Origin of the sequence: Allofrancisella guangzhouensis (assembly GCF_000815225.1) — a bacterium.
In the GTDB taxonomy this organism is placed as follows: Bacteria; Pseudomonadota; Gammaproteobacteria; order Francisellales; family Francisellaceae; genus Francisella; species Francisella guangzhouensis.
On record NZ_CP010427.1, the window covers coordinates 1,457,601 to 1,483,123 of the forward strand.

Here is a 25,523-nt window from a genome sequence, read left to right on the forward strand (position 1 = left end):
TGCAAGCAAGGCACCCCTTCGAGTTTTCGAAGGGGAATTTGGTACTAACTAAAATTTGGGGTAATTCCCCTTCGCATTGTGTGAAGGGGTGGCAGTCGTTGGACTGACGGGGTAGTTTGGCAAGTTATGAGTATTGGCTACAAGGTTAACTAATAAGAGACAACTACTTATGAAGGTTCTCAAGCAAGCTAGGATATATTAAAAGAGTCAACAATATATTTGACACTTTAGTTTTATGGTAAAGTAGTTATATTTAATTTAATTATGGTTTCCTAACAAGGAGAAAAATATGTCAAATTTAGAGCAAAAATTCAATGAAATGGTTCAAGCAGTGCGTGACGCGACTATTGATTTTAAACCAGATAACAATCAAAAGCTAAAACTCTATGCTTTTTACAAACAAGCAACTGAAGGAGACATCCAAAGCAAAGCTCCATCTGCATTTAGAATGGTGGAACGTGCAAAATGGATGGCATGGAATTCAGTTAAAGGAATGAGTAAAGAAAATGCTATGCGTGAGTACCTAAAAGTTTTTGGTTCTGAATATTTACCCAAAGAAGACGCCACAATTCAAGAAGGTAGTTCTGAACCAGCTACTACAGTAAAACCAGAACCTGTCTCTAGAGAGCCTCAACGTAAAGCTATTGACAAAATTGCTGTACTTGGAGCTGGTGTTATGGGCTCACAAATTGCCGCTCATTTTGCTAATGCTAGATTCCCAGTGGTGCTATTTGATTTAAAATCAAAAGAAGGTGAATCAAACTCTATAGTTAATGAAGCATTGCAAAAACTAACTAAGCTTAACCCAGCTCCTTTTGGCTCAGAAGATTCTATTGAATATATAACCCCAGCAAACTATGATGATAACCTGCCACTTTTAGAAGACTGTGATTTAATAATTGAAGCAGTTGCAGAGCGTTTAGATATTAAAGAAAATCTATATAATAAAATTGCTACTTATATTAATCCAAATGCTATTCTAGCAAGTAATACTTCTGGACTAAGTATTACCACTTTAGCAAACTTTCTCCCAGAAGATATAAAGGTAAATTTCTGTGGAATCCATTTCTTTAATCCTCCAAGATATATGCCTTTAGTAGAATTAATTCCTCATTCTAATACAAATACAGATGTGCTAGATAAATTAGAAACATTTTTAACAACAAAACTTGGTAAAAGTATAATTCGTGCTAAAGATACACCTAACTTTATAGCTAACCGTTTAGGTGTATTTTCGATGCTAATAACATGTCACTACACAGAAAAAATGAATATCCCTCTTGAGGTTGTGGATGACCTAACTGGTAAGAAGCTAGGCCGTGCAAAAAGTGCTACTTACCGTACAGCAGACTTAGTAGGACTAGATGTACTTTCACATGTTATTGACACAATGAAAGACAACTTAGAAGATGGTTGGAAACAACTATACCAAACTCCTAGCTGGATTAAATCACTGATTGATAAAGGCTCGCTAGGACAAAAAACCAAAAAAGGTCTATATATCAAAGAAAATGACGGTATAAAAGTCCTAGATTTAGAAACACAACAGTATCGAACTTCTGAGAAAAAAGCTGAAAAAGAAGTATCTGAAATCCTTTCAGAGAAAGATTGGGGTAAAAAGCTAGAAGCATTAAGAAACAGTAAAAATGCTCAAGCTCAATTTATATGGGCATGTTTTAGAGAAATGTTTCACTATGCTGCTGTCCTGGTTGGTGATATATGCAACTATCCCAAAGATATGGATTTTGCTATCCGTTGGGGCTTTGGATGGAAACAAGGGATATTTGAAATTTGGCAACTAGCTGGATGGCAAAAAGTTAATGACTGGCTAAAAGAAGAAATATCTGCAGGTAAGACACTATCCAATCAACCATTACCAAGGTGGGTCGATAAACTAGAAACTGGAGTTTACGCCGATAATAAAGAATTTAGCTTTACTGATAATGAGTTAGTGCTGCGTGATAAATTACCTGTATATCAACGCCAATTATTTCCAGAGATGGTTGTTGGTGAGCATAGCACACTTGATATTGAAAGCTTATTTGAAAATGAGGGCGTCAAATTATGGCAAATTACTGACTACAAAGGAATTGGTATTTTATCGTTCAAAAGTAAAATGTGTGCAATTGGTGATGATGTTCTTGATGGGATATCTCAAGCAATTAATATCGCTGAAGAAAAATGTCAAGCAATGGTTATCTGGCAAGAGCAAGATGTTTTTTCTGTTGGGGCAAACTTAGAAGAGTTTGGCATGAAATTTATGATGAATGGTAAAGATGCTATAGAATCGATCATTCGCAAAGGTCATCAAATAATCACACAAAAATTACGTTATAGTAAAATTCCAGTTGTTACTGCAGTTAAAGGTTTTGCATTTGGTGGTGGGTGTGAAACTATTTTACATAGTGATGCTGCTGTAGCTGCATATGAAAGCTATATCGGACTAGTTGAAGCTGGTGTTGGGATTATCCCTGGCTGGGGCGGGTCAAAAGAAATGGCGCAACGTGCTAGCCAAGCTCAAGACCCATGGAAAGACTTTGAGCGACGCTATAAAAATTTAGCTATGGCAGAAGTTGCTAAAAGTGCTTGTGAAGCAAAAGAAATGGGCTTTTTACGCGAAAATGATATAGTGGTAATGAATACTAAAGAAATTCTATCAGTAGCTATCAAAAAAGCTCAATTAATGGCATTTGTTGGCTACCAACCTCCTTTAAAACAAAAAATTAAAGTCTTTGGTGAGACGGGGATTGCTACAATTAAGGCTTTACTTGTAAATATGCGTGATGGTAATCAAATCTCTGAACATGATTATAAAATTGCTGTAAACCTTGCTGATGCAATGTGTGGTGGAGAAATTGAAAAAGATACTATGGTTTCAGAAGACTGGTTATTAGAAAAAGAGCTAATCAACTTTATTGAGTTAGCTTCTTCAGAAAAAAGTGCTGCACGTATGCAACACATGTTAGAAACTGGTAAGCCATTAAGAAACTAATTTTAAGGAGTACTCGCATGAGTGAAAATGTATATATAGTTGCTGCAAAACGCTCTGCTGTTACAAAAGGCAAAAAAGGTGGTTTTGCAAAAAAACGTCCTGATGAATTATTAGCTGATGTTTTACAAAAAACTGTTGCTGAATCTGGTATTAATCCTAAAGATATCGGTGATATAGTGGTTGGTTGTGCTATGCCAGAAGCTGAGCAAGGTTTAAATGTTGCTAGAATTTCTTCACTTTTAGCAGGGTTACCTGATACAGTCCCTGCTCTTACAATTAACCGCTATTGCAGTTCTGGCTTACAATCTATTGCTATTGCTGCTAACCAAATTGCACAAGGCAATATGGATGTTGCTATTGGTGCTGGTATAGAAAGCATGAGTATGATCCCATTTGGTGGTAATAAAATGTCTTTTAGTAAAGAAATTTTTGCCAAAGATGAAAACGTAGGTATTGCATACGGTATGGGAATTACTGCTGAGAATGTCGCAAAAGATTGGAACGTTTCTCGCCAAGAACAAGATGCTTTTGCTCTTAAAAGTCACCAAAAAGCAATCTATGCTATCGAAAATGGTTATTTTAAAGATGAGATTTTACCGATAGATGTAGATCACCGCAAGCCAAATGAGAAAAGTGGCGAAATCATAAACTATAAAGAAACTATATCCGTAGATGAGGGTGCTCGTAAAGATACATCTATGGAAGCTCTAGCTAAATTAAAACCAGCTTTTGCAAACGGCGGTTCTGTAACAGCTGGAAACAGCTCGCAAGTGTCAGATGGTGCAGCTGCAGTAGTTTTAGTTAGCGAGAGATATCTTAAAGAACACAACTTAAAGCCTCTAGGTAAATTTCTAGGATTTGCTGTAGCTGGTGTAGATCCTCGCATTATGGGGATAGGACCAATTAAAGCTATCCCTAAAGTGCTTAAACAAACTAATCTAAGCATTGATGATATCGACTGGATTGAGCTAAACGAAGCTTTTGCTGCCCAATCGTTAGCTGTGATTAATGATCTTAAACTTGACCAAGAAAAAGTTAACCCTTGTGGTGGTGCTATTGCTCTTGGGCATCCTCTTGGTGCAACTGGCACTATTCTAACTGTCAAAGCGCTTCATGGTTTACGTCGTACCGGCAAAAAATATGCTATGATTACAATGTGCATCGGTACAGGCATGGGGGCTGCAGGTATTATTGAAGCTTGTTAGATATTTCGAAATTTCACGTGTGTAGTGACAGCACACTGTGCTGTCTAATAATTACGATAAATATAAATGACAGATCAATGATCTGTCACTACATTAATATAATTTAGAAAATAATTAGAGAAAACAAATGATAAATTTAGATGATTATAAACCTATAGAATTCCCATGGGATTATACCTGCTTTAGTTCAATAGATAAAAATCCTATTGGGATCCAGCTACCCTTATACCATATTGGAGAGCATTTTTATACTAAGTTTAAGTGTTTACCTCACCATGTAGGTTGGGATAATGTTATTCATGGTGGTGTGATAGCATTGCTATGTGATGATATCCTTGGTAAACACGTATTAGAGGTTAGTAAATCCTTTTGTATGACACGCAACTTAAATATAAAATACCTCAAACCCACATATAGTAAGGTAACACATACCTTTAAAACTACTATTATCCGTAAAGGCCGTACAACAGTATGGGCAAAAGTTGATATTTACAATGAAAAAGGTGATTTATGTACTTATGCAGATGCTGATTTTGCTCTTTTAGAAGAACAGCTCGCAAAGCATAAAGATATAGCTAGCTACGATCTTAATGATTTAATCTCTCATTCGAAATCAAAAACATAGCATGCTTAAAAATAGTGTGGGGTTTAATACCACTAAATTAACTTTCTTGCGCACGTATTTCAGCTAAGCTTAGCTCCGTAGTTATATGACCATTTTCATAATAAGTGTGTAGTTGGCTGTTAGGATGATATTGACCAATTTGATAATTTTCATCAAGCTGTATAGTTTTATACCTCCCATCAGAATCTTTAATAAGGTCTAGCCTACCTTTTTTCGATTTTTTTGCAGGATCTGTACTAGGATTTTTTAGTACTCCAATAACCTTATCTCCACGCTTTATAGCTGAACATTTGATTGCAAACTTAAAGCTATCGCGATTTACAGATGACTCAAAGTTACCTTGTAACAAAGCTCCTCCCATACCAAAGGCAATATTTTCAGCAGAATAACCCTTTTCTTTCATTGAGCTTAATACTTTTTCTATCAGCTTAATATTAACTCCATCTCCTTGTATTAAACTTACCTTATTTATTATCTTATAACCTTTGGAATTAATGGTACCGCCGTAGCCTTTTTCTAACTCTTCTAAAGCGTAAATAATATTTTTAACTGCATTACCAGAGTCAGGACGAATTACAAGATTTGCTTTTTTAGCTTTTACTTTATCTTTCAAAGCTACCCAGCTTTTTATTGCTTGTTTAAAATCCCAACTATCTGAAACACAAGCATACAGTACACTATTATCTCCAAATTGCTCTATCATATTCTCAAAAGCGTAATACTCACTCAAGCTACCCTCACCCCAGCTAGTCATAGTTGAATGCTCACTTGCTGGTATTGAAAACCCTGCTATATCTTCATAATAATAATTCTTACAAATCTGTAAACCTGCTAGGGTATCTGTACCTAGAAAGTTAGTCAAATGTGCTGCTGATCCAATGCCTGCTGATTCTTCTGAGGAAACCCCTCTATATCCAAAATCATGTAACATAAATCCAAGCTTATCTAAGCTATCCGCTGTCTCTAACAAATATTTTTTTATAAGCTTTTTTATATTAAAACTAATAGTAGCAACAGTAGTTGGATACCAAACTTTTAGTAATAAAGTTTCTAAAAAGCCAGGTAACCAAAAAAGCTCTTCATCGGTGCTTTCTATAGTCATTAAAACATTATTTACAGGAACAATACTTCCTTCCTTTACAGCTCTTATACGCACAGGTAAAAAACCATTATAGTTTTTGATTATTTTTTCAAACCCTTGTCTATGAAATGGTAACCCATGAGCTTTCAAAACGTTCTCCGCTTCATCAAGCATATCTGTGGTTATCTGTTTAGATAGATATTTTTTAATATAATATTGCAACCCAAAGAATTTTACTTGAGAGCCTAAAGTAGCATTATTAGCACCTCTACTTTCTAAGTAAAAGTGCAAATAGCTAGTATCTTTTGGATATTGAAAAGGATGGGAATGCTTATAGCTATCTGTCATCAAAAGGATATTATTGTTATGAGCCATTATCTAGAATAAAACACTAATAAAGAGTTGGTTAGATAATTATATAATTATAAAAAATAGAACACAAAGTTATTATAGTTTTAGATTTTTTACTTTTCCTTCCACAAGTCTTAAAACCTTCTCCATATATTCCAGAGAAAGCCCTGTTTTATCTAACATAGGATTATATTCAGCCACTTCAAAACATATTAATTGACTGTAATCTATTTTAGAAAGAGATTCATAAAATATTTCAGGCTGTATACCATTTTCAACAGGAGTCCCAACAGCATCCATTTTAACAGGGTCTAATCCGTCTAAGTCAAAACTAATCCCCACATTTCCATCTGTAGCTTTTGCTAAGCGCTCAAACTCCCTTAAAAAAAGCTGTTCAAAGTTTTGGTTATTTAAATCTTTCTGATAATAAATTTTTACACCTAATGAATTTAAAAACTCTTCTTCTGCTAGTTCATACGACCTTATACCAAAAAAAACTAAATTTTCTGGTTTTAACTTTGGCTGGTTATTCAAAATATTTTTAAATTCTTGATAACCATAACCTAACAAATGTGCAACTGGCATACCATGAATATTACCAGTCTCTGAGGTGTCTGGCCTATGACTATCCATATGAGCATCAACCCATATCAAGCCTAGTTCATTACCACGCTTTTTTAAGTGATCGTACACTCCACTCCACGTTGCTATTGCACAAGAATGATCGCCTCCTAAAGCCAATGGAAAAACACCATCATCAAGCTTTTGTGATATCATTTGAGCAACTTTCGTAAAGTATTTTGCCATTGTTTTAACTTCTGTACGACCTCCAATATAATTAATTATCTGAGAATCCAACCTTCTATCTTTTATAGCGTCCAAAAAAACATATGGTGCTCTACCACAACCTATCCTTCTACCGGCATTACCAATAGCAACACCTACAGCTTCAACTTTTTTCATAGATCCTCCGAATAAGAAACTACAGTTCTATACAACCACCTAGGTATAGGTTATAGGTGGCAAGCATGACGATTTGCCAAATTCATTCAATTTTATAAAGACTTTTATAAGGTGTTTTATTAAATACCTTATAAAATTTTATTGAAACCCTATTTGGCAATGATGCTAGATTATATATTCAACAGCTAGCATTCTCATTAGTATTTTCCCAAAAAAAGTTAAATTTAGATCTAGTTTTTAAAGCAACTAAATGGTATTACAACTATTAAAGCTATTTATATTAGCGGTAGTCTTAGTAAATTTAGTTCGTTTGATAAGTCAATAATAAAACCAAACTAGGTTAAGATTCTTACCAAAACACATTTGAACGCATTGGCTTTAACGCAAATACTATTATTAATAGCAGATACACATACCAAGGTACTAAACTTAAAATTGGAATTAAAGTTACTAGCATGCACCCAAAAAAGAATTGGGTAAAAAATAATAACACTTGGTAAGCTGGTTTATTTGTTTTTAAATATTGTCTTGCTTTCTCTAAATAAGAGCCCTGAAAAGAAAACAAATGCAACATAAGTGGCATTAATGCGATTAAAAACATTATCAAATAGAAAACCCAGCTAATTGCACTAAGTACAAAATAACTAGTTGCTACAAGCAATCCTACCAAAAGATATACTATTTTCACTAAAGCTAAATCTACTAGCGTAAATTTCTGTAATTTCTCTGATAAATACTCTTCTTCAAACATAACTCTACTCCTTAGTTGATATAGCTTAATTTTAGACTACACCATAAAAACTTGAAAGGATTTTTGAAAATAAAGTAAAAACTGGAACATTATTCTAGTTAATAGTATCTAGTGACATAGTATTAAGTTGATTTACTGGAACTTCTTTCTCTACAGTTTTTAGATTACCATTACCATCGTCTGTTTTTTTAATAATTTTTGCTGTTTTACCATCTGAATTTATAGTAACTGAACTAAATTTTTTGATAGCCTTTGACTGTTTGTCTGCACTCAAGCTGCTATGGGCTGCTTGAAGTTGGGCTATGTTGCTATCTATATTAGCTATAGCTTTATTAAAATTTTCTTCCATAAGTTTTTGTTGTGCCTGGAAATTCGCGATCATTGCAGCAATAGGATCTTGTTGTGTAGAGGGCGCTTTTCCTGAGGTATCTTGCTTAACCCAACCAACTTTACCTGTAGTGCTATCTACGATTTCTATCCAGTCACCTTTAGAAAAAATAGCTGAATATTTTGGATCTTGGTCATTAACCGTTGCCAATTTACCTGACTTCTCGTCAGCTTTGGCATATAAAGTGTAGTCTTTAGCATACACCCCAGAAACAACAGCTACGCCTAGTATGCTTAAAATTATTTTTTTCATCCCATCTCCTTTTTAATTTTAATAAAAAAGTTATACCTAAAATTATATTTTTAAAATAGTGTTTACAGCTTTTTTTTTCAAGATAAATTATTATTTTTGCTATAATATAAATACTATATCAGCAAATTTACAAGCTGCATCCAAATGACTATAAAACCTAAAGTCTTAGTTGCTGATGACGATAAGCAAATTGCCGAATTTATAAAAATTAAATTTGAAAAAAATAATATTGAAACAACTCTAGCCTACGACGGTAAAGAAGCTTTGTTTCTTATTAACACTAATGAATATGATATTATCGTTATTGACTGGATGATGCCATATTTAGATGGAATATCATTACTTAAGATTCTCCGCAAACAACAATTAGTAACACCTATTATAATCTTAAGCGCTTTAGACAGTATTGAAAATAAAATACAAGGCCTCAAATCTGGTAGTGACGATTACTTAACTAAACCATTTTCTATTGAGGAATTAATTATCCGTGTAAACATACTCTATAAAAGAACTAAATTAACGGCTCAAGTAAATACCCACAAAATAATTTGTGGTGATATAGTACTAGATGAGCTAGCTCATGAGGTAAAAAGAAATAGTATGCCTATACCTCTTCAGCAAAGAGAATATAAAGTTTTACACTTACTTTTAAAGCATAAAAATGAAGTAGTTAGTAAAAACATGATTCTAAAAGAAGTTTGGGAGTATGAGTTTGATCCTCAAACTAATGTAGTTGAAGTACATATTTCACGCCTACGTAATAAGCTTACTGAAAATAACCTTCCGGACCCTATAAAAACCATACGTGGATTTGGATATGTCATCCAAGAGCAATCTTAATAAGAGTATTCAACGTAAATATATAATAAGTTCTAGCTTCAAAATGGCTATGCTTTTTACTATTTTGCTTAGCTTAAGTATTATTTCTTGGACTTACATAATAGTTTCATCTATCAGTGGTGATAAAATTTCTCAACATATTATACCTTTAGTCACTGGTCTTTGTACAGCGGCTAGCGTTGCCATCATTAGCTACTTTATAAGTATATTTGTTGTAAGAAAAATAAACCACATAGCAACAACTGCAGCATCTATAATAAATACACAAGATTTTAGCTGCAGGATAGAATCTAAAACAAACTGGGACGATTTAAGCAATTTAGCTAATATTTTAAATATGCTATTCGAAAATATTGAAGACCTTCTTACAGATATAAAAAATGTATCTAACAATATAGCTCATGATTTAAAAACTCCTCTGACTCGTTTGAAAAATAAACTAGAAAGCTTAGAAGAAAAATACCCAAACAAAGATACTGAAAAAGCTTTAGTCGAATGCAATAAACTTTTAGAAGTATTTAATAGTCTATTACGCTTAAACAGACTTGAACACGGACGTGAAAAAATTATAAAAAACTATCTGGATATAAAAAATGTAGTTACAGATGCTATAGAACTATATGAGCCAATATTTGAGCAAAAAAATATTACTGTAAAAACAAATATTACAGCTAAACAACTTAGCCTTGATAAAAACTTATTTTTCCAAAGTATTATAAATATCTTGGATAATTGTTATAAATATTCTGATAAAAATACTACTGTAACTATCTTAGGGACTATAACAGAAACAAATTATAAACTAACTATCAGTGACACTGGTGCTGGAATAGATAATCAAAACTTTGAAAAAATATTTGAACGTTTCTTTCGTGAAGAGCAAAGCCGAACACAGCAGGGTAATGGACTTGGCTTAGCTTTAGTAAAAAAAGTTATAGAACTACATAATGGTAATATAACAGCAAAAAACAACTCTCCTACTGGATTACTAATTACTATAACTATCCCTTTAAATTAATTTTTTTTAACTAGGCTTTTTACGCTAAAAGAATTATTTTAGATATATATTGACCCACATTGGTAAATTATGGAAAAAATAGCTGTAATAGGCGCTGGTATATCAGGATTAGCAATTAGTTATCTTCTAAAAGATAAGTACAATATAACTATTTATGAGAAAAACAACTATTTTGGAGGTCATGCTCGTACACTTAACATCGAAAAAAACACTTCGATAGATACTGGATTTATAGTTTTTAACTACCATACATATTATCACTTAACCAGGCTTTTTACTCATCTGGACATACCTGTAGCTAAAAGTAATATGTCTTTTGGAGTATCTATAAAAGAAGGTCGATTTGAGTATGGTTCAAATAATTCAAAAAGCTTATTTTGTCAAATGTCGAATATCTTAAACCCTTATTTTTACAAAATGATTTTTGACATATTAAAATTTAATAAAGTATCAAGAAAGCATCTTGAAAAGAATACCCTTGACGAAAATATAACTCTAGAAGAATACCTTAATAATCTAAAAGTTAGTAAATACTTTAAAAATTACTACTTATTAGCGATGGGGGCTTGTATCTGGAGCACTCCAGTAAATCAAATGTATAAGTTTCCTGCTCTTAGTTTTATTAGATTCTTTCATAATCATGGACTACTTAATACAAACAAATCTGTCCAATGGTATACAGTACAAGGTGGTAGTAAAGTATATATAGAGAAAATTATCAAGAAATTAAAAGACGCAAATATTAAATTTGCTCCCAGTGCAATTAAAGTTTTACGTAAGAACAAAACATCTATTGTAGATCAAAGAAATAATATAAATGAATTCGACAAAGTTATATTTGCTTGCCACCCAAATGAAATTCTTGAAATATTAGATGATCCTTGTATAAATGAAAAAAAATTGCTCACAGCAATAAAATATCAACCAAACACTGCTATCCTACATACAGATGACAGGCTAATGCCCAAAAGACTTAAAGCTTGGTCAAGCTGGAATTACCTAAGCAAAGAAACTAAGGATAACCGTAAAGCGGTATCCTTAAGTTATTGGATGAATAATCTACAACCTTTAAAAACAACTAAAAATTACTTTGTAACTATTAATCCAGATGAAAAACCAGAACAATCTAAAATAATTAACGAACATATCTTTGAACACCCTGTATTTGATAAAGCAGCAATAGAGGCTCAACAAAATTTTGATACTATTCAAGGTTTAAACAGATCTTACTATTGTGGTGCATATCTTAGGTACGGTTTTCACGAAGATGGGATATTTAGTGCCGTAAAAGTGGCAGAAAAATTAGGAGTAAAAACTCCGTGGTAAAAAACTTTGTTCTAAGCTCTAAAATATTTCATAAAAGGCATTACCCGAAACAAAATTCTTTTTGTTATAACTCCTACTATATAATAGTAGATATGCTTGATATAAATAAAAACAAGTTAAATATATTTAGCATCAACAAGTTTAATTTATATAGCTTTTATGACAAAGATCACGGCTATAGGAATAATAAAAATAGTTTAAGTTGGATAGCAAACTTGCTCCAAAAATATAAGCTTGATTATGATGATATTAGATTATTAACTATGCCTCGACTCCTTGGATATTTATTTAATCCAGTTAGTTTTTGGCTTTGTTATAATAATGAGAAACTTATAGCTATAATAGCCGAAGTTAATAATACCTTTGGTGAAACCCACAGCTACGTTTGTCACAAAAATGGGACACAAATAACTAAAGATTCTTGGTTTGAAGCTCAAAAAGAATTTCATGTTTCACCTTTTTACCAGAGACGAGGTTTTTATAGGTTTAATTTTGATATAAACTTAAAAAATAATACCAAAAGCCAAATTACCATAAACTACTATGATAATAATAAGCTTCAACTTAATACCCAGATCAACGGAATTAGCAAAGCTTTTTCAAACATGAATCTACTTAAAGAATTTCTAAGATCTCCACTATTAACGTTTAAAGTCATTTTTCTAATACACTACCAAGCCTTAAAAATTCTTTTAAAACGAATAAAATACGTTTCAAAACCAACACAGATCAATAGTAGAATAACCGAAGCAAAATACATTAACAAAATTTAACTTTTTGGCAATATTACCTCAACTTTTATCTGCTAATATTTATCTTAAACATAGACTAACTTAACAGATCAAATGTTTGAAAAAACTATTAGGGAAAACATTCTAAAAGCCTTAGATAATATAGAATTTGGTGAAATTTACTTAACCACGCCAGAAGGTGAAGTGATATATACAAAAGGTCAAAAAAATGGGCAAATAGCAAACTTAAAATTCAAAGATTGGCGTACAGCTATTAACCTCAAATTTAAAGCTGATATAGGATTTGCTGCAGACTATCGAGATGGATATTGGGAAACATCTAACCTAAAAGCTTTAATACTTTTTGGTCTAGAAAATCAGCAAGCCTTTGGTCAATATATAAAGCCAAATATCATATTTAGATTTCTGCATAAGTTAGGTTATCTTGCTAAAAGAAACACCCTAAAGCAAAGTAAAAAAAATATTCAAAAGCATTATGATTTAGGAAATGAATTTTATAGTCTCTGGCTAGATAAAACTATGACTTACTCATCAGCTATATTTAAAAACCAGAATGAAACTCTTGAACAAGCTCAGATCAACAAGTATACAAACATTATCCATAAATTTGATAAATCTAAAGGCTCTATTATTGAAATTGGTTGTGGTTGGGGTGGCTTTGCAGAAACAGTAATTAATCATGGAGATTACTATTTAAAAGGAATCACTCTTTCAACTGAGCAATACCAATTCTCCAAAAATCGCTTAGTAGGAAAAAATGTTGACATAGCTATAGAAGATTACCGTATACAAGAGGGACAATACGACTATGTCGTTTCTATAGAGATGATAGAAGCTGTTGGTAAAAAATATTGGAATACTTACTTTTCGAAGCTTAAATCTTTAGTTAAACAAGATGGTAAAATCATTCTCCAAAGTATAGTTATTGACGACAAACTTTTTAGCAACTATGCTAAAGGTACAGATATGATTAGGACTTTTATTTTTCCAGGAGGATTCCTACCCTCGATACAACAAATAGAAATTGAACTTAGAAAAGTTGGTTTGAAATGTGTTAATAAAGAATTTTTTGGTAAAGATTATGCTAAAACTTTAGATATTTGGGATAATAATTTTGTAAATGCAGAACAAGAGCTTTTAAAGCTTGGCTTTGATAAACGCTTTCAAAGAATGTGGCGTTTTTATTTAAATTCTTGCAGTGCTGCTTTTACTCATGGTCGTATAAATGTTGCTCAATTGGAAATAGTACATGCATAAAATGCAAACATTTATTCTGATAGAAAATTAGTAGGAAAAATACACAATACTGATTTATCAAAATATTTCTTCGAAATATGGATAGTGATAAATCCTCTGATATCAAATTATCAAAACAACTGAGAGACATATGAGAGAACTAATATTTAAAATAGGAGTATTTATTATGGTTTTTGGATTATTTGGATGTTCTATCAATATTTCTGACTATAAGGAAGAAACTCCTAAGTTAGATCTAAAAAAATATCTGCAAGGTAAAATAATTGGTAATGGGATTATTCAAGATTATAAAGGTAAAGTTATTAAAAAATTTGATTTCTCTGGTAGTGCTAGTTGGGATAATGATACTGGCACATTTGATGAATACATGACATATTACGACGGTCAAAAAGATCATCGTATATGGAAAATCAAAAAAATATCGGATAACTATTACGAAGGTACAACTGATGATGTAATTGGCGTAGCCAAAATTTATGTAGAAGGTAACGCTATGAATTGGCAATATCAAATGAATATCCCTGTTGGAGATAAAAAATACACGATAAATTTCGATGATTGGATGTATTTAATGAATGATAATGTTCTAATAAATAAAAATTCATTCAAAAAATTTGGCTTAAATGTTGGATCACTAACTTTATTTATGCACAAGCAAGAAAATGGAAAATAAAGCATGCAAAAATTTGAAAATAAAACAATATGGATAATCGGTGCTACAGATGGTATTGGTAGAGCTATTTTAGAAAAATTAGATAGCTTAGTAAATGCAAACTTTATAATATCCTCACGCTCGCAACAAAAACTAGAAGCCCTGGCTAAAAACCTAAAAAATGAATCAATATTATTAGCCTTTAATGTAAATGACTACTTAGAGTTTGAGAGACAAGCAACCAAAGCTATAGCATACAAACCTGATTTTATAATATACTTACCGGCTTTTTACGAACCATCTTTAATAACTGATATATCATTATCCAACATTAATGAAACTATACAAACCAACCTAACTGCAGTTTTCTACCTTATAAGGTTTACATTGCCTTATATAAAGAAAAATCCACACTGCCAATTAGCTATTACTGCTAGCGTAGCTGGCTATATAGGGTTGCCAAAATCTCAACCTTACGCTGCTACTAAAGCTGGTGTTATCAATCTAGTTGAGAGTTTAAAAGCTGAAAACCAAGAATTAGATATTAGACTAATAAATCCAAGTTTCGTGAAAACTAAATTGACAAATAAGAACAATTTCAAGATGCCAACTTTACTAACTCCAGAACACGCTGCCAAAGCAATTCTCAAAGGCTTATCATCAAGTAATTTTGAAATTCATTTTACCAAAAAGTTCACACTAGTCTTAAAGCTTATTGCAAAGCTTCCTTATAAGTTGTATTTCAAAGTAGCTAAAAAATTAATCTGATTTTAAAGCCTAATCTCACGGAGTAAATATATGAAAATTAAGTCAAATTATATTACCAAAATAGCTTTTGCCGGATTACATTTTAGTTGCTTAGGAATATTCTTTGTAAACTACAATTTAACAGCTTTGTTAGTCTTTATTATTACATTTAGCATGAGAACTTTTGCTTTAACTGCTGGATATCATCGTTATTTTGCACATAAATCATTCCAAACATCTAGAACTTTTCAATTTATATTAGCCTTGATAGGAACATGGGCTTCTCAAAAAGGTCCCCTATGGTGGTCTGGGCATCATAGATATCACCATATCCACTCTGATAAGACTACAGATCTTCATTCACCTAAAAATGGCTTTTTTCAATCACATATAAGCTGGATTTTTAACCCCACTAACAATTCTGTAGATTCAAAATACACAAAAGGCTGGTCTAAATACCCCGAAATAGTTTGGTTGGACAAATTTTCTCATTTATCATTTTTTTTATATCTTATAGGGCTATTTGTTATTGGTAATTTTGTAGCTTATAAATACCCAAATTTAGGAACATCTGGTCTAAGCTTTGTCTTTTTCGGAGGGATATTAAGCACCGTTTTACTTTACCATACAACTTTCAGTGTAAATTCATTTTGCCATATCTTTGGCTCTAAAGACTATCTAACAACAGATAACAGTAGAAATAACTGGCTTATTGCAATTCTCACCTTTGGAGAAGGCTGGCATAATAACCATCATAAATTTGCTTATTCAGTTAGAAATAACCTTAAGTTTTGGCAAATTGACATAACTTACATCATCTTAAGTATATTGAAAAAATTAAGAATTGTTTGGGGGTTCAAACAACCTAAAATTTAACCGGTCTATTAATCATTGAGGTTGTTTAGTTTTATTTTTTCTCTTATAAGGTTTTTGTTTCCTTTTTTTAGGCTTTTTTTTCTTTTTACCATGTTTTTTAGGGTTGTCATAATCTTTTGCTGATTGATCTGGAGTATACAATTCAAAGTCTATATGGATACTTTCTAAGTCTGCTCTTATTACTCTTATGGTTACATCTTGACCTATTTTAAAAACCTTATGATTTCTTCTACCAATCAAAATATCTTTAGACTCATCAAAAATATAATAATCACCCGGAATAGTTGAAACATGAACCAATCCCTCTATGAACATATCTTTAAGCTCAACAAATAATCCTAGACCATTAATATGTGTGATTTTTGCCTCTAAAATATGTCCTATATAGTCCTGCATAAAATAGCATTTCAGCCAATCTTCTACTTGTTTAGAAGCTCCATCGGCATTTCTCTCTTGGAAAGATGCATTATCGCAAATATTAGCTAACTCACTAGATTTATAGTCACAACCACCATGGTTATATTCATTAATAATAGATTTAATAATCCTATGGACTACTAAATCAGGATATCTACGAATAGGTGAAGTAAAATGAGTATATTCATCATAAGCAAGACCAAAATGCCCAACATTGTCAATACTGTAAACAGCTTGATTCATGCTACGCAAAGTCATCATTTGAATATCTTCATAGTCAGGGCGACTCTTAATACTTTCTAGCATTTGTGCTAAGGCTTTTGGTGTTACCTTACCGTCTTTACCATAAGATAGATGAATACCATGACGAGATAGATATTTTTTTAAAGTATCCATCTTATCTTCTTTAGGTTCACTATGTACTCTAAACGGAGAAGTTTTTTTATTCTTGATCACAAACTTAGCTGCTGCAACGTTAGCTACTAACATACACTCTTCTATTAACCTATGTGCATCATTTCGTTGTCTTGGTATTATTGACTGTATATGATTATGCTCATCAAGGATAATTTGAGTTTCTATAGTATCAAAATCTATTGCTCCTCTTTGATCTCTAGCAATATGCAAAACCTTATACAAATCATACAAGGCAAATATATCCGGCACTAATTCTGGTGTGTTTTCTAATATAGAGTTCTGTTTCTTATCCAGCATTTTTGCCACTTCTGTATAAGTCAGACGTGCCTTAGAATTTATAACAGCTGAATAAAATTTATATCTTGTCAATTTACCTATACTACTTATATTCATCTCACAAACCAAAGAATATCTGTCGACATTTGGCTGTAAAGAACACAGTCCATTTGATAACTTCTCTGGAAGCATAGGTATCACAAACCCAGGAAAATAAACTGAGGTTGAGCGACGCTTAGCATCTAAATCTAAAGCAGAATCTTTCTGAACATAATTTGAAACATCTGCTATTGCAACAAAGAGCTTCCAGCCACCAGTTTTAGTTTTACTAGCAAATACAGCATCATCAAAATCTTTTGCATCTTCACCATCAATAGTAACAAAATTAAACTTTCGTAAGTCTACTCTCCCTTTAATTACTACATCATCTGAAAGAGTATCTAAATATGCGAGTGTTTTCTTACTCCATTGTTCTACCAAATCAAACTTTTTGGTAGCTACCATCATAGCTTGTTTAACTGGAGATATAGCTTCAACTTCTTGCTTAAATTTAGCAACTGCAGCACTATTAATACTTGGCTGAACGATTATTTCAGCCTCGATTAATGAATCTTGTTCGATCTTTTGTCTAGGTGGCAATAAGACTATATCTCCACTTATATTCTTACTTATTGGCCTTAAAAAATGTCCATCAAAACTTTTATAATAGTATCCTGTTATAAACTTTTGAGCTCTTGAAACTACTGATTTTATCTCTGCTTCAATTTTACCTTTTTTATTTACTCCTAATACCTTAGCTGTAATCTCATCACCCATCATTAGCATTTTTGCTTGAGAGGAAAGAACACTTACTTTAGTGTTTAATGCGTGGCTAAATATCTCTAATCTACCATCCCTATCAACTGTAATCTTTGAGGTTACATAAATATCTTTCATATCTGGAAGACTATAATATGATCTATCTTTAACTAGCTGACCATCTCTAACCATAGCCCCCAGTCTATTAACCAAACCTTCAAATAAGGATTTCTTATTAATCTCTAAAGCCAAAGCGACATTATCCGCACTCACTGGTAACTGTGTATCTTTGATATATTGTAATATCATTTCTCGGCTAGCAATCGGGTTTTCATATTTTTGTGCTTCTAGATCTTTATTAGGATCGTTATTTATACTGTATTTACTCACTTATTAATTTTTCCTGCTCAAAAAATTTTTTGCTAATTAGATTACCTTTATCAAATTCGGCTATAGCAACAAACTTATTATTATCATATATTCTAAACACTCCGCTGATATCAGTACGAGTTATTAAAATACCTTTATTATATAAGTCATACTTTTGACTTATACCTAAAGTGTATATTGGTTTATCTTTAAATACACTTTCTATATTTTCTATAGTATCAAGTTTTTCCTCAAAACTTAAATTTTTCAAATCCTCAATTTGGTATGCTTTATCTAGAGAAAATGGCCCACTTTGGATACGTTGTAATGCTATCAAACTACCTCCACAATCAAGTTCCTTACCAATATCCATAGCCAAACTACGGATATATGTCCCTTTAGAACATCTAACTTTGATCTCTAAAGTATCACCAGTACTATTTAACAGCTTAAGCTCATATATGGTTACTTTTCGTGGTCTTATCTCAACTTGCTTACCCTCTCTAGCAAGCTTATAAAGTGGTTGTCCATTATGTTTCAGCGCTGAATATATTGGTGGAGTCTGATCAATTTGACCTCGGAATTTGTCTAATATATTTTCTATAAGCATATTTGATAGTTTAGGAACATTTTGGGTTGTGACTACCTCACCTTCAGCATCACCAGTAGTAGTTTGTATACCAAGCTTAATCGTTGCTATATACTCTTTATCAGCGTCAAGCAAATACTGAGCTATCTTAGTTGCTCTACCAAAACATATTGGTAAAACGCCTGTAGCCATAGGATCTAATGTACCAGTATGTCCAGCTTTTTTAGCATTATATAAATATTTTAATTGCTGTAAAATTTTGTTCGAGCTAACACCTTTGGATTTATTTATAATTATTATACCATTTAAATTTAGCTTATTTTTTTTCATGTAAACCCTGATTTTTTAATAACTCTATCATTCCACCAGCTGCTTTTTGTTCAGCTTTTTTTCTAGAGGTATCTTGTGCTTTAGTTTCGAGATTTAACTCTTGTACGATTACACCAACTTCAAAGATTTGCTCATGATCTTTACCAAAGACCGCAATTATTTCATACTTTGGGAGACTCATAGAACTTTGTAATAGTATCTCTTGGAGTCTAGATTTATTATCTTTTACCCTTACAGTATCTGTATCTAATTTAGAAAAAATAGCAGCATACCAACTAAGTATAATTGTTTTTACATTAGCAAAATCACTATCTAAATAAATTGCTCCAATTACAGCCTCAAAGACATCCTCTAAGATTTTTTCTCGTCTTTGTGAACCACTTTCGCTACCACCTAATATAACAAACTCATCTATTTTATAATCTAGAGCTAATTTTGATAACGTAGCACCTTTAACAAGTTTTGAGCGAATTTGAGTAAGTTCACCCTCTGTGAATTTAGGGAATTTATAATATAACGACTCTGCTATCACAAAACCTAATATTGAATCACCTAAAAACTCTAAACGCTCGTAATTTTTTTTTGTTTTACTTCGGTGTGTTAATGCCCTAGTCAAAATCGTATGATCTTTGAAAGAATAACCCAATATTCGGTAAAGCCTAGAATAATCAGGAATCATCTACCTAAAAAACCTTTCCTATTTCGTTCCACCGAATCTTTTTGTCAACCTTATCCCAGCTCATCCAAACAAGTTTAGCCTTACCAACCAAATCTTTTTCTGGCACAAATCCCCAATATCGACTATCCTGACTATTATCTCTATTATCACCCATAACAAAATAATAACCTTCTGGAACCTTAAGATTCTCAAAATTTTGGGATTTAATTGATTTTATCCAATCCACTTTATGAGCAATATCTCCTAAATTCTCCTCACAGACTATATCACCACTACTGTTAGAAAGTGATTGGTTATAGTAATTAACAACATCTTTATTACAATTAGTATAATCAAGCTGCTTACCATTTATGTTTAAAGCTTTATCTTTATAAGAAATAACGTCTCCAGGTAAACCAATGATTCGCTTTACATAATCAACATCAGGGTTTACTGGAAAATGGAAAACTACAATATCTCCTCTTTTGGGATGACCTGTATTTATTAAGACCTTATTAGTAAATGGTGCTCTGATACCATATGCTGTTTTATTTACAAAAATAAAATCTCCTACTGGTAATGTAGGAGTCATAGATGCTGTAGGAATTAGAAAATTACCTATAAAGAATGTTCTTAATATAAAAACTATCAAAAACACACTAAACAGAGATCTAGCTTGATCAGCTATAAAAGGAGCTTTTAAGCCATGATCTTTATAGAACTGTCGTTTTTGTTTCTTATTAAGAGTTTGAAGCTGATTTCTATATGAAGCTAGCCTTATTTTTTGAAAAAAAACATAATCTACTAAATAAATTATACCACTTGCTAAAGTTAGAAACAGCAACCAAAAAGTAAAGCCTAGACTTAAGAAGTATTCCATAAAAGTTATTTAATTACTTTGTCCTTTTGTACAAAATAACCAACGCCTCTTATTGTCTGAATAAAATTAGGTACATCAATTTTCTTTCTAAGGTTATGCATATGCACTTCTAAAGTGTTAGTATCCATCTCTTTATCAGTTGAATAAACTTCTTCTAAAAGTTGCGTTTTTGGAACAACTCGACCAGCATTTTGCACTAATATAGACAGTAATGCTAACTCTTTCTTAGAAACAGGAATGATTACACCGTCTTTTGTAACTGTCTCTGAGCTAGGGTTAAAACTATACTCGCCAAACCTAATTTCTTCATTGACACTTTTACCAGATCTAACATCTATCCTACGAGAGATAGCTTTAACTCTAGCGACTAATTCCTTCAACTCAAAAGGTTTAGTCATATAATCATCCGCTCCAAAATCCAAGCCTTTGACTCTATCTTCTAAACCATCTCTAGCTGTAAGTAAAAGTATAGGTGTTTTAATTCCTCTACCTCTTACGCTTTTTAAAACTTCTAAACCTGTTTTAATTGGTAAACCAATATCGAGTATGGTTATATCGTACAAACCAGATTCTATGAAAGTCTGAGCAGCTTCACCATCAGAAACCAAGTTCACATTAAAACCCTCTTTCTGTAAAGCTTCCAGTAAGCCTTCACCTAAGTTTAAATCATCTTCTGCTAATAGTAATCTCATGAATCTCCCTCTATTCCTATTTAAAACTTAATAAAGTCAATATTTGCATATTTTCCTGTAAAAGTATACATTACAAGATACATAAAGTAAACATTTATTTTAAATTACCACACTTGAGTTATATTACTATAAATTAATATTATACGAAACCCTTTATTCCAAAATATATTCACAATTAAATTTAAGCTTCAAAAAAACAAAAACTATTTCCTATAAAATTCCGTCAAATTCATTCGTTAACTCTTTTGACCTTTTTATATTAGCTTTAATAGCTTTATCTACTATCCCCCTTAAATTTGACTCTTCAAAAATTTTTAAAGCTTCTGATGTAATACCTTTCTTAGATGTTATACTCTCTCTCAAGATTTCTATACTATCACCACTGTTTAATGCCATATGTGCAGTACCTAAACAAGTTTGTAGAACTAATATACTAGCCTGGCTTCTTGCTAGCCCATTTTTAACAGCAGATTCAATCATGTACTCCATAAACTGCAAATAATAAGCTGGACCAGAACTGGCGCATGCTGCTATAACATCGATTTTATATTCCGTGTCTACCACCACTGTTATGCCCATACTTGACATTATATTTATCACTATATTTTTTTGCTTAGCATCTACACTATCGTTAAAGTATATCCCTGTAGCTCCATAACCTAAGCTACTTGGCGTGTTTGGTATTGCTCTAGCAAGGGCAATGTCTTTACCAAATAATTTAGCATAAATAGCAACCTGGATACCAGCAGCAACACTAATTATTAAATGAGAGCTGCTTACATAATTCTTAATACTTTTAATGAGTTCACCCATCTGTTGCGGTTTAATAGCCAAAATAATAACTTCACTTTCAGCTATAGCTTCACTTAATGGCTTTGATATTTCTATCATATATTCACTATATAAGGCTTCTAGCTTGTCAATATTCCTATCAATAACAGTTATGTTTTTAGGGTTAAAACTACTTTTAACTAAACCAGAGATCATCGCTTTAGCCATATTACCACCGCCAAGAAAACATATTCTAATATCCATAAGTTAATCCCTTGAGCATTTTATATTAAATAAAATGATAACATTTCATATAGATATTGCTAACATATAAATACTACCTATTAATAATTGTTTTTATAAAACCATGAAAGAAATAGTACTTGCATCAAACAATAAAGGAAAAATCAGAGAGTTTAAAGAAATACTATCAAAACTAAATATAAATGTGTTACCACAATCCGAATTTAACGTACCAGATACTGAAGAAACAGGCTTAAGCTTTATAGAAAATGCTATACTTAAAGCTCGTAATTGCTGTAAATACACTGGACTACCATCAATCGCTGATGATTCTGGTTTAAAAGTTTTTGCACTTAATGGTGAACCTGGTATATATTCTGCTAGATACGCCGGACAGCATAGCAATGATTTGGCAAATATTGAGAAATTACTAGGAAAGTTAAAAAACTCAAGCGACACTAATGCAAGGTTTGTATGTGCTATTGCTTATCTAAAGCATGCTACTGATCCTACCCCAATGATATCTTTAGGTACACTAGATGGTAAAATTATAAGTCAGCCAATTGGGGCTCAAGGTTTTGGGTATGATTCTATTTTTTTATTACCAAAACTACAAAAAACCCTAGCTCAAATAACTATACAAGAGAAAAATCTATATAGCCATAGAGCAAAAGCTTTAAATAATTTCCTCAGCAACCTAAAAAATGATAATGATACTTAATAAATTCTGACCTCATTTAAAAGAAATATATGTTATAATCCTTAAAAAAGTAAATAAATTATTTATCGGTAAAGTAAGTTGGACTACTTAAAAAAAGTTACATATAGATTCCTAGCATATGTATATTCTAGCTTATTTATAGCCTATATTCCTATTTTATATATCAAAAAACTAAAACGAAGCTTCAAAAATGTTAATTATAGACAACGTTGGGCTGAAAGATTTGCTGCAACAAAAATCCGATTAAATGATTGTATTTGGATACATTCCGTTTCAGTTGGTGAAACGTTATCTGCAGAACCATTAGTGAGAAAGCTTATTTTAGCACACCCGAGTGAAAAATTTGTTATAACAACTACGACGCCTACTGGTAGCGATGTAGTAAAACGATTATATGGTAATTGCCACAACGTGTACCATATGTACATACCATATGATGTACAGCCTTTTATAAATAGCTTCTTTGCAAAGCTTAACCCTAAGTTTTTTATAATAATCGAAACAGAAATATGGCCAAATATCCTACACAAATGTTTTGATAACAATGTCCCTGTAGTCATAACAAATGCTAGGCTTTCTAAAAGGTCGATGCGTAACTATACAAAAATTCCATTTGGCAAAGAATTCTTATTCAGTAAAATATCTCATATAAATGCCCAAACTGAAAAAGATGCAAAACGTTTTATATCTTTAGGCGTTCCTAAAGAAAAACTTACAATAACTGGCAATCTCAAATATAATCTAATAACTCCAGAAAGTTTGCAAAAAAACATGGCGGTTTTGAAGAAAAGCTTAGCCAATCGTCCAATTTGGGTTGCAGGGAGTACTCATCAAGGTGAAGAAGAGATTATATTTAAAGCTCATTCAGAAATTTTAAAACTAAAACCAGAATGTTTGCTAATAATAGTACCAAGACATAAAGAAAGATTCTCAAAAGTCGAAAAACTTATAGTCAAACATAACTTTTCATATCAAAAGAGAAGCATTTCAAAAGACTCCATACAAAAACAAACTCAAGTTTACCTTGGAGACACTATGGGAGAGCTTATGCATCTTTACTACATTTCTGATATAACTTTTGTTGGTGGTAGTTTAACTAATACAGGTGGACATAACCTACTCGAACCAGCTGCCTTAGCAAAACCTATTATTAGTGGTAACAGTCTTTTTAATTTTAGCCAAATATCAAGAGATTTGACTAAAAATAATGCTTTGATTATTATAAATAATTCTGATGAGCTTGTTAATAAAATAATTGGACTTTTTGATAATACACAAATTCTAAGCACCATGTCAAGAAATTCATATAACACTTTTAAAGCCCATAGTAATGTTCTAGAAAAACAATACGACTTGATAATCAAATTTTTATGAAAGAAAAAGATAAATTAGGGGATTTCAATAAATTTGCTCTAGAAATATTTACAAGTCTCAAATGTATCTCTGACACTCTAATTGAGGCAATAAAATATAGCTTCTTTAGTGGAGGTAAAAGAGTACGTGCTCAATTCGTTTACGCAATTGGCGAGGCTTTTGAGGTTGCTAACCAAGACTGTCATAAATTAGCTTTTGCAATCGAAGCTATACATACATACTCTCTAATTCACGATGATCTACCTGCTATGGATAATGACACCATACGTAGGGGTAAACCCACATGCCATATTAGGTTTAATGAAGCCACTGCAATTTTAGCCGGAGATGCTTTGCAAGCTTTAGCTTTCCAAATAATCCAGACTATTGATGTTAAGAACTTATCTACCTTAAAAAAAATAAATACCCATTTAGCACAATTTTGTGGGCTTGGAGGTATGGTAGCTGGTCAACAACTTGACATAGAAGGTGAAAATAAGCTCCTAACTCTAGATCAATTAGAGTGTATCCATATCCATAAGACTGCAAAAATGTTTAGCGCTAGCATTTTATTGCCTTATTTTCTTTCAACCAACAACGATAATGCTATAGAAAAAGTATTAGATGAGTTATCCCTACTTATTGGACTATGTTTTCAAGTCAAGGATGATATTCTTGATGTAACCAAAACTACTAGAGAATTAGGAAAAACCTGTGCAAAAGATATAGATGCCAACAAATCAACCTACGTTTCATTAATCGGCTTAGAAAGAGCTACAAATTACTTAGATGAAAAAAAAGCTTTAATGTTTTCTTTAATAAACCAACTTAAAGCTAAAAATATAAATTGCAATAATATAGAAAAACTTATAAATCTAGTTATAGATAGAAACTATTAGTTATTTTTGTTAAAATTTCAAAAATTTATCGGCT

At 32.0% G+C, this 25,523-nt stretch carries 24 protein-coding genes; 14 read left to right on the forward strand and 10 right to left on the reverse strand.

The window, feature by feature from the left end; translation table 11 throughout:
* Nucleotides 1-289: 289 nt before the first annotated feature.
* The 3 genes from SD28_RS06830 (at nucleotide 290) to SD28_RS06840 (ending at nucleotide 4,822) form a co-directional block, all read left to right on the forward strand.
* Complete coding sequence (locus SD28_RS06830) at nucleotides 290-2,992, forward strand: acyl-CoA-binding protein (RefSeq protein ID WP_039125335.1); 2,703 nt, start codon at nucleotides 290-292, stop codon at nucleotides 2,990-2,992.
* A gap of 17 nt (nucleotides 2,993-3,009) precedes the next feature.
* Nucleotides 3,010-4,197: an acetyl-CoA C-acyltransferase gene (locus tag SD28_RS06835; RefSeq protein ID WP_039125337.1), complete on the forward strand. Its 1,188-nt coding sequence runs from the start codon at nucleotides 3,010-3,012 to the stop codon at nucleotides 4,195-4,197.
* A gap of 127 nt (nucleotides 4,198-4,324) precedes the next feature.
* Nucleotides 4,325-4,822, forward strand: coding sequence for a PaaI family thioesterase (locus tag SD28_RS06840; protein WP_039125340.1), 498 nt, complete (start codon nucleotides 4,325-4,327; stop codon nucleotides 4,820-4,822).
* Between the two features lie 37 nt (nucleotides 4,823-4,859).
* On the opposite strand, the gene SD28_RS06845 is transcribed toward SD28_RS06840, so the two are convergent.
* The 4 genes from SD28_RS06845 to SD28_RS06860 all read right to left on the reverse strand — a co-directional run bounded on the left by SD28_RS06845 (nucleotide 4,860) and on the right by SD28_RS06860 (nucleotide 8,608).
* Nucleotides 4,860-6,278, reverse strand: coding sequence for a nicotinate phosphoribosyltransferase (locus SD28_RS06845; protein ID WP_039125342.1), 1,419 nt, complete (start codon nucleotides 6,276-6,278; stop codon nucleotides 4,860-4,862).
* A gap of 72 nt (nucleotides 6,279-6,350) precedes the next feature.
* A complete protein-coding gene (locus tag SD28_RS06850) occupies nucleotides 6,351-7,217 on the reverse strand; it encodes an arginase (RefSeq protein ID WP_039125344.1) in 867 nt (288 codons plus the stop codon).
* A gap of 349 nt (nucleotides 7,218-7,566) precedes the next feature.
* On the reverse strand, nucleotides 7,567-7,968 hold the full coding sequence (locus SD28_RS06855) for a hypothetical protein (RefSeq protein ID WP_039125346.1): 402 nt from the start codon (nucleotides 7,966-7,968) through the stop codon (nucleotides 7,567-7,569).
* 94 nt (nucleotides 7,969-8,062) lie between these two features.
* Nucleotides 8,063-8,608 (reverse strand): hypothetical protein, encoded by a 546-nt coding sequence (locus SD28_RS06860; protein WP_039125348.1) that lies wholly within the window; start codon nucleotides 8,606-8,608, stop codon nucleotides 8,063-8,065.
* A 144-nt stretch (nucleotides 8,609-8,752) separates the two neighbouring features.
* Here SD28_RS06860 and bfpR point away from each other — a divergent pair, with 144 nt between their 5' ends.
* The 8 genes from bfpR (at nucleotide 8,753) to SD28_RS06900 (ending at nucleotide 16,076) form a co-directional block, all read left to right on the forward strand.
* Nucleotides 8,753-9,448, forward strand: coding sequence for a two-component system response regulator BfpR (gene bfpR / locus SD28_RS06865; protein ID WP_039125350.1), 696 nt, complete (start codon nucleotides 8,753-8,755; stop codon nucleotides 9,446-9,448).
* Nucleotides 9,426-10,466 (forward strand): sensor histidine kinase, encoded by a 1,041-nt coding sequence (locus SD28_RS06870; protein ID WP_039125352.1) that lies wholly within the window; start codon nucleotides 9,426-9,428, stop codon nucleotides 10,464-10,466. The genes bfpR and SD28_RS06870 overlap by 23 nt, the downstream gene beginning before the upstream one ends.
* A 69-nt stretch (nucleotides 10,467-10,535) precedes the next feature.
* Entirely contained in the window at nucleotides 10,536-11,792 is a 1,257-nt protein-coding gene (locus SD28_RS06875; protein WP_039125355.1) for an NAD(P)/FAD-dependent oxidoreductase, read from the forward strand.
* Complete coding sequence (locus SD28_RS06880; protein ID WP_039125357.1) at nucleotides 11,786-12,565, forward strand: DUF1365 domain-containing protein; 780 nt, start codon at nucleotides 11,786-11,788, stop codon at nucleotides 12,563-12,565. Before SD28_RS06875 ends, SD28_RS06880 begins: the two co-directional genes overlap by 7 nt.
* Nucleotides 12,566-12,637: 72 nt before the next feature.
* Nucleotides 12,638-13,801: an SAM-dependent methyltransferase gene (locus tag SD28_RS06885; protein WP_039125359.1), complete on the forward strand. Its 1,164-nt coding sequence runs from the start codon at nucleotides 12,638-12,640 to the stop codon at nucleotides 13,799-13,801.
* 130 nt (nucleotides 13,802-13,931) lie between these two features.
* Nucleotides 13,932-14,474, forward strand: a complete 543-nt coding sequence (locus SD28_RS06890; protein ID WP_039125361.1) for a DUF3833 domain-containing protein — start codon at nucleotides 13,932-13,934, stop codon at nucleotides 14,472-14,474.
* 3 nt (nucleotides 14,475-14,477) lie between these two features.
* A complete protein-coding gene (locus SD28_RS06895; RefSeq protein WP_039125363.1) occupies nucleotides 14,478-15,221 on the forward strand; it encodes an SDR family NAD(P)-dependent oxidoreductase in 744 nt (247 codons plus the stop codon).
* Nucleotides 15,222-15,251: 30 nt separating this feature from the next.
* Nucleotides 15,252-16,076, forward strand: a complete 825-nt coding sequence (locus tag SD28_RS06900) for an acyl-CoA desaturase (protein WP_039125365.1) — start codon at nucleotides 15,252-15,254, stop codon at nucleotides 16,074-16,076.
* Nucleotides 16,077-16,088: 12 nt separating this feature from the next.
* Here SD28_RS06900 and rnr read toward each other — a convergent pair whose 3' ends face one another.
* From rnr to proC, 6 genes are all read right to left on the reverse strand, one after another.
* A complete protein-coding gene (rnr, locus tag SD28_RS06905; protein WP_039125368.1) occupies nucleotides 16,089-18,374 on the reverse strand; it encodes a ribonuclease R in 2,286 nt (761 codons plus the stop codon).
* Complete coding sequence (gene truB / locus SD28_RS06910) at nucleotides 18,367-19,272, reverse strand: tRNA pseudouridine(55) synthase TruB (protein ID WP_039125370.1); 906 nt, start codon at nucleotides 19,270-19,272, stop codon at nucleotides 18,367-18,369. Before truB ends, rnr begins: the two co-directional genes overlap by 8 nt.
* Nucleotides 19,259-19,951, reverse strand: coding sequence for a ribonuclease III (gene rnc, locus SD28_RS06915; protein WP_039125372.1), 693 nt, complete (start codon nucleotides 19,949-19,951; stop codon nucleotides 19,259-19,261). Before rnc ends, truB begins: the two co-directional genes overlap by 14 nt.
* A 4-nt stretch (nucleotides 19,952-19,955) precedes the next feature.
* On the reverse strand, nucleotides 19,956-20,810 hold the full coding sequence (lepB, locus tag SD28_RS06920; RefSeq protein ID WP_039125374.1) for a signal peptidase I: 855 nt from the start codon (nucleotides 20,808-20,810) through the stop codon (nucleotides 19,956-19,958).
* A 5-nt stretch (nucleotides 20,811-20,815) separates the two neighbouring features.
* A complete protein-coding gene (locus tag SD28_RS06925) occupies nucleotides 20,816-21,502 on the reverse strand; it encodes a response regulator (RefSeq protein ID WP_039125376.1) in 687 nt (228 codons plus the stop codon).
* 210 nt (nucleotides 21,503-21,712) lie between these two features.
* Nucleotides 21,713-22,531 (reverse strand): pyrroline-5-carboxylate reductase, encoded by an 819-nt coding sequence (proC, locus tag SD28_RS06930; RefSeq protein WP_039125888.1) that lies wholly within the window; start codon nucleotides 22,529-22,531, stop codon nucleotides 21,713-21,715.
* 109 nt (nucleotides 22,532-22,640) lie between these two features.
* Between proC and rdgB the strand changes: the two genes are divergently transcribed.
* The 3 genes from rdgB (at nucleotide 22,641) to SD28_RS06945 (ending at nucleotide 25,489) form a co-directional block, all read left to right on the forward strand.
* The gene (rdgB, locus tag SD28_RS06935; protein WP_039125378.1) at nucleotides 22,641-23,237 is read left to right on the forward strand and encodes an RdgB/HAM1 family non-canonical purine NTP pyrophosphatase; all 597 of its coding nucleotides are present in this window, start codon (nucleotides 22,641-22,643) and stop codon (nucleotides 23,235-23,237) included.
* Nucleotides 23,238-23,315: 78 nt separating this feature from the next.
* Nucleotides 23,316-24,611: a lipid IV(A) 3-deoxy-D-manno-octulosonic acid transferase gene (gene waaA, locus SD28_RS06940; protein WP_039125380.1), complete on the forward strand. Its 1,296-nt coding sequence runs from the start codon at nucleotides 23,316-23,318 to the stop codon at nucleotides 24,609-24,611.
* Nucleotides 24,608-25,489, forward strand: coding sequence for a polyprenyl synthetase family protein (locus tag SD28_RS06945; RefSeq protein WP_039125382.1), 882 nt, complete (start codon nucleotides 24,608-24,610; stop codon nucleotides 25,487-25,489). The genes waaA and SD28_RS06945 overlap by 4 nt, the downstream gene beginning before the upstream one ends.
* Nucleotides 25,490-25,523 lie beyond the last annotated feature (34 nt).